Source organism: Streptomyces sp. NPDC007875, from assembly GCF_042868035.1.
Classification (GTDB): domain Bacteria; phylum Actinomycetota; class Actinomycetes; order Streptomycetales; family Streptomycetaceae; genus Streptomyces; species Streptomyces antimycoticus.
The window spans coordinates 1-11586 of record NZ_JBIADZ010000057.1; the positions used below are offsets into that span (position 1 = coordinate 1).

Genomic DNA, 11586 nt, shown 5'->3' on the forward strand with positions numbered 1-11586 from the left:
TGGCTGGCGGCGAGGTTCAACCGCCCGGACTTCCCGCTCTTCGACTTCGATGTGTACGCGCTCGCCGGGGACGGCTGCATGATGGAGGGCGTCTCTTCCGAGGCGGCGTCGCTGGCCGGACACTTGCGGCTGTCCAACCTGTGCTGGATCTACGACTCCAACCGGGTCACCATCGAGGGCCACACCGACATCACCTTCACCGAAGACGTCGCCGCCCGCTTCCTGGCCTACGGCTGGAACGTGACCACCGTCGCCGACGCCAACGACCTCGACCGGATCAGCCGCGCCTTCCACACCTTCCGGGCCGAGGCCGCGCGTCCGACCCTGATTCTCGTCCACAGCCACATCGGTTACGGCTCACCGGTCGAGGACTCGCCGAAGGCACACGGAGCGCCGTTCGGGCCGGAAGGGGTCAGAGCCACCAAGCGCGTGCTCGGCATTCCGCCGGACGCCGACTTCCACATACCCGACGGTGTGCCCGACTGGTTCGCGCGCGGCATCGGCGCCCGGGGCGCCGAACTGCGCACCAGCTGGGAGAAGATGTTCGACGCCTACCGCGGCGCGTGCCCCGAGTTCGCGGACGAATTGGAGCGCATCCAGCGCCGCGAGCTCCCGGACGGCTGGGAGAGCGCGCTGCCCACCTTCCCGGCCGATCCCAAGGGCCTGGCCAGCCGCGACTCGTCGGGACAGGTGCTGAACGCCGTGGCCAAAGCGGTGCCCTGGGTCCTCGGCGGGTCCGCCGACCTGGCGCCGTCGACCAAGACCCGCCTCACCTTTGGCGGTGCGGGCGACTTCCAGCCGTATGACCACGCCGGGCGCAATCTGCACTTCGGCGTCCGGGAACATGCGTCCGCGGCCGTCGCCAACGGAATGGCGCTGACGAAGCTCCGTCCGTACTGGTCCGGGTTCCTGATCTTCTCCGACTACGCCAAGGCGGCCATCCGGCTCTCCGCGCTGATGGAGATCCCCACCGTGCACATCTTCACCCACGACTCCATCGGGGTCGGCGAGGACGGACCCACCCACCAGCCCGTCGAGCAGCTCGCGGGGCTGCGCGCGACGCCGGGGCTGCTGGTCTTCCGCCCCGCCGACGCGAACGAGGTCGTCGAGACCTGGCGGGTGGTCGCCGCCCTCCGCCGGGAGCCGGCCGCGCTGGTCCTCTCCCGCCAGCCCCTCCCCACCTTGGACCGCGATCGGCTCGCGGCGGCCAGTGGTGTCGCGTGGGGTGCCTATGTGCTGGCGGACGCGGACCGGGGCGAGCCCGAGGTGATCCTGCTCGCCACCGGCTCCGAGGTGGCGCTGGCCCTGGCCGCGCACGAGGAACTCACCGCCGAGGGCATCGCCTCCCGGGTGGTGAGCATGCCGTGCTGGGAGCTGTTCGACCGTCAGCCGCGGAAGTACCGCGACCAGGTGCTGCCACCCGCGGTCACGCGCAGGGTCGCGGTGGAAGAGGGCTCCACCTTCGGCTGGGACCGGTATGTCGGTAACGGCGGCGCCATCGTCGGAATGCACACCTTCGGCGCCTCCGCACCCCTCAAACAACTGCTCACGAAGTTCGGATTCACCCCCGAGCGCGTCGCGCAGGTGGCACGCGAGCTGGTGGCCTCGGGCTGAGCGGGCAATGACGTGACAGGAGAGCACATGGCTACCGACACCCCGATGCAGCTCGGCATGATCGGGCTCGGCCGGATGGGCGCGAACCTCGTGCGCCGGCTGACGCGCGACGGCCACCACTGTGTGGTCTATGACGTCAACGAGAGCGCGGTGACGGAGCTGGAGGGCGAGGGCGCGGTCGCCGCCCACTCGCTCGGCGACCTGGTGGCGAAGCTGGAGCGGCCACGGGCCGTCTGGCTGATGCTGCCCGCCGCCGTCGTACAGTCCACTCTCGATCAGCTCACCGACCTCCTCGACCCGGACGACGCCGTCATCGACGGTGGCAACTCCTACTACCGCGACGACATCACCCGCGCGGCACAGCTCGCTCCGCACCGCCTGCACTATCTGGACTGCGGAACATCGGGCGGTGTCTGGGGACTTGAACGCGGCTACTGCCTCATGATCGGCGGCGAGCAGGAGCCCGTCACCCGGCTCGACCCCATCTTCCGCACCATCGCGCCCGGCACCGGCTCCGCCGAGCCCACACCGAGCAGGCACGCCAACGGGACAGCGCCGGAAGGCTATCTGCACTGCGGTCCGAGCGGGGCAGGCCACTTCGTGAAGATGGTCCACAACGGGGTCGAGTACGGAATGATGGCCGCGATCGCCGAGGGGCTCAGCATCATCGAGCACGCGGACGCCGGGCTCCGCAAGCGCTCCGCGGACGCGGAGACCACCCCGCTGCGCGAGCCGGAGGCGTACCAGTACGAGATCGACGTCGGCGAGGTCGCCGAAGTGTGGCGCCGCGGCTCGGTCGTGGGCTCCTGGCTCGTCGACCTCACCGCGGACGCACTGGCCCGGTCACCGAAGCTGGACGAGTTCACCGGGCGCGTCTCGGACTCCGGTGAAGGGCGATGGACGGTACTGGCCGCGGTCGACGAGGGCGTACCCGCCGCCGTGATCACCACGGCGCTCACCGACCGGTTCGCGTCCCGGGGCCTCGGCGAGTTCGCCGACCGGGTGCTGTCCGCCATGCGCAGCGAGTTCGGCGGACATGCCGAGAAGCGGAGTGGGCGATGAGCGGGCCGGACGACCATGTGATCGTGCTCTTCGGCGCCACGGGGGACCTCGCCAAGCGCAAACTCCTGCCCGGGCTGTTCCACCTCGCCACGGCGGGCCTCCTCCCCGACGGCTACCGCATCGTGGGCTCGACCCCGGCTCGCTCGGCCATGAGCGACGACGCGTTCCGCACCCACACCCATGACGCGGTCGCCACCTTCGGACGGTCCAAGCCGACCGGGCCGGTGTGGAAGTCCTTCGAGGAGTCGCTGTCCTTCGGCGCCGCCGACCCCCAGGACCCGGGCCCGCTGCTCGCCGCCGTACGAGCCGCCGAGGACTCCCTCGGCGGGCCGTCACGCAGACTGTTCCACCTGGCCATTCCGCCCTCGGCGTTCGCGTCCATCATCGGCATGCTCGGCGACACGGACCTGGCAAAGAACGCCAAGGTGATCGTGGAGAAGCCCTTCGGCACCGATCTCGCGTCGGCACAAGCGCTCAACGAGACGATCCACACCGTGTTCGACGAATCCCGGGTCTTCCGCATCGATCACTTCCTCGGCAAGGAGTCGGTGGAAAACATCCTCGCCCTCCGGTTCGCCAACGGGATGTTCGAGCCCATCTGGAACCGGGACCACATCAGCTATGTGCAGGTCGACGTGCCCGAGACGCTCGGCCTCGAAGGCCGTGCCCACTTCTACGAAGGCACCGGGGCCTTCCGCGACATGATCGTCACGCATCTGATCCAGGTGCTCGGCATCGTGGCGATGGACCCACCGGTCTCGCTCGCCGCCCAGCCGTTGCGCGACGAGAAGGACAAGGTCTTCGAGGCGTTGCGCCCCATCGAACCCACGCATGTCGTGCGCGGCCAGTACGAGGGCTACCGCGATGAACCGGGGGTCGCCCCCGATTCGTCGACCGAGACCTTCACCGCGCTGCGGATGGAGGTGGACAACTGGCGGTGGGCCGGGGTCCCGTTCCACCTGCGCTCCGGCAAGAGCCTCGCACAGCGCCGCCAGGTGATCACCCTCGGACTGCGCGAGCCGCCCCTGCGGATGTTCGCCACCGACCTCGCCGATCAGCGGCAGGACCGCGGCAACAAGATCGTGATCGACTTCGGGGACCCCGGGTGGATCGCCGCCGCCTTCCTCGCCAAGGAGCCCGGCCCCGCCATGCGGCTCGAACCGGCGACGATGAGTTTCGGCTACGCCGGCTCCTTCTGCGAGAAAAACGGACTCGAAGGTTACGAACGCCTGATTCTGGACGCCATGCTGGGCGACCAGTCGCTGTTCACCCGGTCCGACGGCATAGAACACATCTGGAGGGCGGCCACGCCCCTCCTCGAGAACCCACCGCCGGTCCAGCCGTACGCCCCCGGCTCATGGGGCCCCGAACCGGCCATCAGCGACCTGATCGCACCCCACTCGTGGCATCTGCCGGAAGCCGCCCAGATGTTCCCCGGAACCGGCACATGACCGACCGCCGCTGCGCGTGGGCGCTGAGCTCTGACGTGATGGCGGCCTACCACGACACGGAGTGGGGCCGTCCCGCGCACGACGATCAGCACTTGTTCGAAATGCTGCTCCTGGAAGGGGCCCAGGCGGGGCTGTCCTGGTCGACCGTGCTGAACAAGCGTGAGAACTACCGCCGCGCCCTCGACGGGTTCGACCCCGAAATCATCGCCTCCTACGGCCAGTCACAGCTGGACGACCTGCTCGCGAACGACGGAATCATCCGCAACCGACTGAAGATCGCTTCGACGGTGAAAAACGCCCGCGCCTTCCTCGGCATCCGGGAGGCCTTCGGCTCGTTCGACACCTACCTGTGGGACTGGGTGAAGGGCACCCCCATCGTGAACCACCCGGCGCCCGGCGATCCGCTGCCGAGCAGTACCGACCTGTCCGACCGTATCGCCAAGGACCTCAAGCGCCGCGGTTTCACCTTCGTCGGCACCACGATCGTCTACGCCTATCTGCAGGCGGTGGGGGTCGTCGACGACCATGTCGACGGCTGCCCCGCGAAATCCCGCTAGAGCCGCCCGTCCTGCCCTGACCCACACCGGTTGCGGTCCCCGGTCGCGGGTGCTGCTGTGGAAGTGCGGCCACCGTGGGCGTGCCGCTCGCGGAGAAGGCGGCACGGACCAGAGCGCCGTCCGGGGCCCCGCGGGGTTCCGGAATCCACGAAGCGCATCGCGTGATGGAGGCGGGCGAAGCCAACGGCAAGATGGTGGTTGTTCTCGACTGACCGGCCACCGAGGGCGGACCACCCGTGGCGACTTCGCGAGCCGAGCCGAGGCGCCCCAGTGGCAAATCTCGAACTGCACGAGAAGCCCCCTTCCACAAAGCCGGGGCGACTCCGTATTTTCCTTTCCGGCCTGATCAGGGAATTGCCGGATTCGGTCGCGAATACTTTTAGCGGTCATCAGCAGAACCGCGCCCCGGCCGCTTCCCGGCGATGCCCCCCGGATCGTTCGGCCAGAACCGCCCGATGGCCAACTGCCGTAAGGTCAACAGAGTTGGATCACCATACTTAAGAGGAGAAGACGTGAGCGAGGACCGTTTCGCGGGCAAGGTTGTGCTCATCACCGGCGCCGGATCCGGTATCGGTGCCGCCGCGGCGCACCGTTTCGCACGCGATGGCGCCACCGTGATCGTGGTCGGGCGCACCGAGGAGAAGTTGCGGAAGACGGTCGCCGGCGCGCCCGCCGGTTCGACGGTCGTCGCACGGGTCGCGGACGTCTCCGACGAGTCGGCGGTCATCGCCCTCATCGATGGTGTGGCGGGGGAGTACGGGCGCTTGGATGTGCTGGTCAACAACGCGGCCGTGGCCGCGGTCGGCACCGTAGGGGACATCGGCACGGCCGACTGGCGGCAGGTCATGAGCGTCGTCGCCGACGGCACCTTCTACATGTCGAGGGCCGCACTGCCGCAGCTGCGCGCCGTCGGCGGCAATATCGTGAACGTCGGCTCGGTCTCCGGTCTCGGCGGGGACTGGGGTCTGGCCGCCTACAACGCCGCGAAGGGCGCGGTGGTCAACCTGACCCGTGCCATGGCGCTCGACCACGGCGCCGAAGGTGTGCGGGTCAACGCGGTGCACCCGAGCCTCACCGCTACGGAGATGGCCACGCCCGTGGTGGAGAGCGAGACCGCCATGGCCGCGTTCCGTCAGCGCATCCCCATGCAGCGCGCGGCCGAGCCCGAGGAGGTCGCCGACGTCATCGCCTTCCTGGCCAGTGCCGATGCCCGGTTCGTCAACGGCGTCCAGATCCCGGTCGACGGCGGACTGCGGGCCTCCTCGGGCCAGCCCCGCATGTTCTGAGCAGCGGTCCTCTTCTGAGGAGCGGTTCTCGGCGGATGACCGGGAGCCACCTCGCCGAGGCGAGTCCCAGGTGGCGAGAATCGGGAGCTGTTTGGCATTCTCGCCGCTGTTTGACTCCACGGCGCATTCGTAGGCTCTCGGTATCAACCGCCGATGAGAAAGCTCCTCATATGACCGACGAGAACAAGAGCGCAAAGAAATTCGCCCGTCGTACGATGCTGCAACACGGCGCCGGTATCGCCGCGGTGGGAGCGATATCCGCGCTCGCCACCGCGGCATCCGCCGCGCCTGCCGCCGCACGCACCACGGGGGCGAAGTCGACCCCGGGCACCCTGCCCTCGACCGTGGCAGGAGTCCGCATTCCCGACAGCGGACTGGCCCGGGAAGCCGTGACCTACGCACACAGTGTGTGCTCCGAGACGATCTTCAATCATTCCCTGCGGACGTATCTCTTCGGCTCTCTGATATTCGACCGGCGCGGCGTCACCTACGACCGGGAACTCGTATTCGTCGCCGCGGTTTTGCACGACCTCGGACTGATCGAGGCGTTCCAGACCCCGACCGAGCGCTTCGAGGTCGACGGCGCCGACGCCGCACGGAAGTTCCTGATGGAACGCCATGTGCCGGCCGAACGGGCGGAACTGGTCTGGGACGCGATCGCCCTGCATACCAGCGTCGGCATCGCGACGCGGAAGAGGCCGGAGATCGCCATGGTCTCCGTCGGCTCCGGTATGGATTTCGCCGGAAACGGCCTCCAGCAGATCCCGTCCGACGCTCTTGAGGACGTGCTCACCACCTTCCCCAGGAAGGGGTTCAAGAAGAACGCCATCGACACAATGATCTCGCTGTGCCGCACCAAGCCCATGGCGGAGCTCATGCACCCCTTCGCCGAGGTCGGCCGCCGTCATATCCCCGACTTCTCGGTGCCCACCGTGGAGGACCTGGTGCTCGCCGCGCCCTTCACGGAGTGATGGAACTGTCCCGGTATGGCGCCAGGAAGGTGGTCAGCGCGGCCAGCATCGCCTCCGGGGCCTCCTCGGCGGGGTAGTGGCCACAGCCGGGCAGGACATGACTCTCCACGTCGTCCGCGGCGAGCCGCATCGTGTTGCCGACCGCTTCGCCCAGGTTCTCCGCACCCGCGAGGGTCAGGACGGGGAGGGTCAGCCGCCGGGTCCTGCGCTGCTGGTTTTGCGCGATGGTCGTGTCCAGCGCACGGTAGAACGCGAAGCTGGAGCGCAGGGCCTCCGGGTCGGCCGCGAGGGTGTCGACATAGTGCCGGACCGCGTGGTCGGGCAGCGCCTTCGCGGCCTTCGTGGCGAACTGGTGGCCGAAGTAGAGGTGTTCCCGGCCGCTGACCAGCTGCTCGTTGAGGTCGGGGAGGCGGTTGAAGGCGAAGTGCCACAGGCGGTCGTTGGCCTCCCCGCTGCCGAAAAGCGGCGGTGAGGGGGACAGCCCCGGGATGGCGGCCTCGGCGACGGCCAGCCGGTCGAGCCGGTCCGGATGATCGGCGGCCAGGGCATAGCCGGTCCACATCCCGACATCGTGGCCGACCATGGCGAACCGCCGATGCCCGAGCGCCTCCATCAGCGCCACCATGTCGGTCGCGAGCGTGCCGGTGTCGTACCCGTCCAGGGGTTTGCCGGACAGTCCGACCCCGCGCGGATCGGGCGCGACGACATGGAAGTCCCGGGCCAGCGCCGGCATCAGCAGGCGCCAGGCGTACCACGTCTGGGGCCAGCCGCACAGCAACAGCAGCGCGGGCCCTTCACCGCCGGTGACGGCGTGCAGGCGCACCCGTCCCGTGTCGACGTAGCGGCTGGTGAAGGTGTTGGTGAACCCGTCCGGGAGGCCCGGCGCCCGGGCGGCGGAACCGGGGCCCTCGGGTGTGGGCAGAGAGGTGGGGGAGGAACTCATGATGGTGTCCTTTCACGGGAGGGGGTGTGCAGGCCGTCGCTCACGTGGCGGGGCGGCTCAGCGCGCCGCCGAGGGTCGTCGCAACGACGGCGACGGCGAGGATCAGGGTCGCCACGTTCTGGTTGATGGCCTGGTCGAGGAGGCCCAGGGCCAGCGTGGGCACGATGGTGCCGGTGTAGGCGGACAGGAAGTACGTCGCGAGCAGATCCGCCCTGCGCCGCGGGTCGGCCAGCCGCTGGGTGACGGCGATGCCGCGGCGGAATGCCAGGCCGATGCCGGTACCCGCCAGGAGTGTGCCGACGACGAACGTCACCAGTGACTGTGTCCACAGCCCGGTCTCGAACACCGCGACGCCCGCTATGAGGAACACCGGCGCCGCCCAGCGCCCGGAGACCCACCGTGCCGGGGCGGCCACTTGCGCGGTCAGGGCGATGAGGAACAACAGCCCGACCTCCGCGCCGACGGCCGCGAGGTTGTGGACATGCAGCCGTTCACGGAGGAAGGACGGCACCAGCGACGAGAACAGCCCGCTGACCGCGAACGCGGCGAGGACGGCTGTGACGGCCCGCAGGAATTCGGCCCGCCCCGCCCGCCGGCCGGGGACGGTCGGACGGCGCACGGACACCGTGGGGCGGCGCCGGGCGGTGACGGTCTCCGGGATGACGACGAGGGCGAGAAACGCCGGTGCCAGGCTCGCGAGATAGACCCAGAACACCAGGTGCGTGGGGTCCGTGCCGTACTGGGCGAATAGGCCGGCGGCGACGGCGCCCAGCCCCAGCCCGCCCATGTTCGCCGCCGTGGAGACGACGGACGCCCGCCGGGCGTGCTCCTCCCCGGCGAGCTCGCCCAGCGCCGCGGTCCCCGTGGCGGTGAAGATGCCGGTGCCCACGCCGCACAGGAACCGCGCCGCCAGCAGGGTTCCCACGTCGTCGGCGACGAGGAAAAGCGAGGTGCTCGCGGCCGCGGCGGCCAGGGCGGCGATCAGGAGGGGGCGGCGGCCCACGGCGTCGGACAGCGAGGCGAACACCGTGAGGGCGAGCACCGTCCCCAACGCGTAGACGGCGAAGACCAGCGTCGTGGTGAACGGTCCGAAGCCCATCTGGGGCGCCCAGAACACATACAGCGGAATCGGCAGCGTCCCACCCAGCATGACCAGGGTGTACACCACGGCCACGAGCCAGAACCCGCCGCGCGCCCGGCGTGCCCTGACGGGCGGCGCAGCCGGTGTGCGGACGTCCGGTGCGATGTTGTCGATCATCATGCGGGCCTTTCGAATGCGATAACCACCGGCACCACGCTAACCATCTTGGATCGATCGTTCAAACATATTTTGACCAATCGATCCAAGATGTAGGTAGGATCACAGTGGAGTCGCGAAGAAGGAGGTGGGCCGCATGTCGGGCCGGAAGCAGTTCGATGTCGGGATGGCCCTGGACCAGGCCATGCGCGTGTTCTGGCAGCGCGGGTACGCGGACGCCTCGCTCGATGCCCTCGCCTCCGCCACCGGCCTCGGGCGCGGCTCCCTCTACGGCACCTTCGGCAACAAGGACACGCTGTTCCGCCAGTGCCTGGACCGCTATGTGTCGATCTACGGCGCCCGGTACGAGCAGGCGCTCGCCGCATATCCCGGTGATCCGGTGCGCGCGGTGGAGGCGTTCTTCGACGTCATCCTGGCCCGCATCGCCGACCCGGCCGTCCCCACCGGGTGCCTCATCGCGCAGTCCGCCACGCAGTCGCTGACGCTCAAGGAGGAGAACGGCGCCAAGGTGCGCGGTCTGCTGGATCTGCAGCACCGGCGGGTGCGCGAGGCGCTGGCGCACTCCTCGGCCGACCCTCAGGTGCTCGACGAACTCGCCACGTACGTCGTCGCCGTCAACCAGTCGCTGGCCGTACTGAGCCGCGCCGGTACGTCGGACGCGCAACTGCGCGCCGTGGTCCGGCTCGCCTGCACGACGGTGGCGGACACCCTCGCCCGGACAACGAGCGAGGGCGCCGCGCAAGGCTAGTGCGGCGCCCTGTGGGCCTGGGCCCACTCGTCGGATCGGGGTCGGGCATGGCGCGTACGCCGTGCCGCGACCGCTCGGCTGCTACGCCGCGATGACGGCCGCCGTGGTGCGACCGCCGTCGACGTCCAGCACGATGCCGTGGACGAACGCGGCCTCGTCACCGGCGAGGTAGACCGCGGCGTGTGCGATGGCCTGCGGACTTCCGACGCCCCCGGCCGGAGTGCCGTTCATCATGACGTCGCCCGGGTGCACCTCGCCGGGTACGGGCGTGTGGACCACTCCGGGAGAGATCGCGTTCACCCGCACGCCGCGCGGGCCGAACTCGGCGGCCCAGGCGCGCGTCAGGGTCTCCATCGCGCCCTTGGTGGAGCTGTAGAGCGCGCCGAGGGGGATGCCCAGCCGGGCGATCCAGGACCCCAGATTGATGATCGCCCCGCCACCGGCCTCGGCCATGGCCGGAGCGACCGTGGCGGTCAGGAAGAACGGCGCCTTCACGTTCACGGCGTAGACCCGGTCGAAGGCCGTCTCATCGGTGTCCGCAGTGCTGTCACCGGGGTAGACACCGGCGTTGTTGACCAGGATGTCGATGCCCCCGCCCAGGGCGGACGTCGCCGCCTCGGCCAGGGCGCGGGACGCCTCGGCGCTCCCGTCCAGATCCGCCTGTACGAAGTCGGCCCGGCCGCCCTGCGCGCGGATCGCGCCGACGGCCTCGGCGCCCCGCTCGGCGCTGCGCCCGGACACGATCACGTGCGCACCCTCGGCGGCGAACATCTCCGCGATCGCCCGTCCGATGTTGCTGGTCGCACCGGTTACCAGAGCCCTCTTGTCCTGCAGCCGTCCACTCATCATGCGCTCCTGCCGCGCTCGTTACCCGCACCATCGATGTCCCGCGGGGCACGACCTCGATCTCGGTCAGGTCGGACGCGCGGGCACCGCCCGGATCCGCCCGGGGGCCATGCCACTGTGCGAAGAAAAAAATGGACTTGCAAGTCCATTCGCCGCCGTCGGTGCCAGGGTGACCTGCCCGTCCGTCATCACCCCGATCAGGTCGCGGCGCGTCGCAGATCCCCGATGCCCTGATCGAGTGCGGCCCGCAGATGGTCGGACCGGCCGGTCGACTGGAGAATCGCCACGCCGCCCTGGAGGCCCGCCAGCAGGGCGGCCGCGCGGCGCTCGACGTCCAGATCGGCGGGCAGGTGCCCGGCCGTCTGCAGGGCCCGGATCCCGGTGGCCAGGCTCGCCTGCCACTGGCGCATCAACGCCACCACCACGTCCCGGGCGCCCGGGGTGGAGCGGCCCAGATGGAGGACCAGCGAGCCCAGCGAACACTCCTCGCCCTGCTCCTCGTAGCGCTCGACCACCACATCGCGCCACCGCTGCCACGCCTCCCAGGAGTCCAGGCAGCCGAGGTACGGCTGCTGGTCCTCCAGGACCTGGTCGGCCTCGTGGTGTGCGACCGCCAGCAGCAGCTCGTCCTTCCCGGCGGGGAAGTAGTGGAAGAGCTGGCTCTTGCTGGTGCGGGTGCGCGCCATGACGTCATCGAGGGTGGCGATCGACACGTCCTTCTCCCGCAGCACCGCGGCCGCGCCCTCGATGATCCGGTTCCGGGTGGCCTTCCCCTTTGCCGTCAGCTCCTTGTGCATGATGTCCCCTCTCGACTGGACTGGCTGGTCCAGTCTACTGAGCGAGGTTCCGG

At 69.7% G+C, this 11586-nt stretch carries 11 protein-coding genes; 7 read left to right on the forward strand and 4 right to left on the reverse strand.

Annotated elements, in window-relative coordinates:
• The 6 genes from ACFYOY_RS47765 to ACFYOY_RS47790 form a co-directional block, all read left to right on the forward strand.
• The coding region (locus ACFYOY_RS47765; protein ID WP_351900624.1) for a transketolase at window positions 1-1614 on the forward strand (1614 nt) is incomplete at its 5' end.
• A gap of 27 nt (window positions 1615-1641) precedes the next feature.
• A complete protein-coding gene (gnd, locus tag ACFYOY_RS47770; protein WP_388594308.1) occupies window positions 1642-2676 on the forward strand; it encodes a phosphogluconate dehydrogenase (NAD(+)-dependent, decarboxylating) in 1035 nt (344 codons plus the stop codon).
• Entirely contained in the window at window positions 2673-4127 is a 1455-nt protein-coding gene (gene zwf / locus ACFYOY_RS47775) for a glucose-6-phosphate dehydrogenase (RefSeq protein ID WP_351900627.1), read from the forward strand. Before gnd ends, zwf begins: the two co-directional genes overlap by 4 nt.
• Entirely contained in the window at window positions 4124-4684 is a 561-nt protein-coding gene (locus ACFYOY_RS47780; RefSeq protein WP_351900631.1) for a DNA-3-methyladenine glycosylase I, read from the forward strand. Before zwf ends, ACFYOY_RS47780 begins: the two co-directional genes overlap by 4 nt.
• Window positions 4685-5196: 512 nt before the next feature.
• Window positions 5197-5970, forward strand: coding sequence for an SDR family oxidoreductase (locus tag ACFYOY_RS47785; protein ID WP_351900635.1), 774 nt, complete (start codon window positions 5197-5199; stop codon window positions 5968-5970).
• A 170-nt stretch (window positions 5971-6140) separates the two neighbouring features.
• Complete coding sequence (locus ACFYOY_RS47790) at window positions 6141-6941, forward strand: HD domain-containing protein (protein ID WP_351900639.1); 801 nt, start codon at window positions 6141-6143, stop codon at window positions 6939-6941.
• Here the strand turns inward: ACFYOY_RS47790 and ACFYOY_RS47795 are convergent.
• Both ACFYOY_RS47795 and ACFYOY_RS47800 read right to left on the reverse strand, forming a co-directional pair.
• The gene (locus ACFYOY_RS47795; protein WP_388594312.1) at window positions 6931-7884 is read right to left on the reverse strand and encodes an alpha/beta fold hydrolase; all 954 of its coding nucleotides are present in this window, start codon (window positions 7882-7884) and stop codon (window positions 6931-6933) included. The genes ACFYOY_RS47790 and ACFYOY_RS47795 overlap by 11 nt on opposite strands.
• 40 nt (window positions 7885-7924) lie before the next feature.
• Window positions 7925-9145, reverse strand: a complete 1221-nt coding sequence (locus tag ACFYOY_RS47800; protein ID WP_388594314.1) for an MFS transporter — start codon at window positions 9143-9145, stop codon at window positions 7925-7927.
• Window positions 9146-9278: 133 nt separating this feature from the next.
• Between ACFYOY_RS47800 and ACFYOY_RS47805 the strand changes: the two genes are divergently transcribed.
• The gene (locus ACFYOY_RS47805) at window positions 9279-9890 is read left to right on the forward strand and encodes a TetR/AcrR family transcriptional regulator (RefSeq protein ID WP_351900651.1); all 612 of its coding nucleotides are present in this window, start codon (window positions 9279-9281) and stop codon (window positions 9888-9890) included.
• A gap of 81 nt (window positions 9891-9971) precedes the next feature.
• Here ACFYOY_RS47805 and ACFYOY_RS47810 read toward each other — a convergent pair whose 3' ends face one another.
• Both ACFYOY_RS47810 and ACFYOY_RS47815 read right to left on the reverse strand, forming a co-directional pair.
• Window positions 9972-10736 (reverse strand): SDR family oxidoreductase, encoded by a 765-nt coding sequence (locus ACFYOY_RS47810; RefSeq protein ID WP_351900655.1) that lies wholly within the window; start codon window positions 10734-10736, stop codon window positions 9972-9974.
• Window positions 10737-10933: 197 nt separating this feature from the next.
• Window positions 10934-11533, reverse strand: a complete 600-nt coding sequence (locus ACFYOY_RS47815; protein WP_388594318.1) for a TetR/AcrR family transcriptional regulator — start codon at window positions 11531-11533, stop codon at window positions 10934-10936.
• Window positions 11534-11586 lie beyond the last annotated feature (53 nt).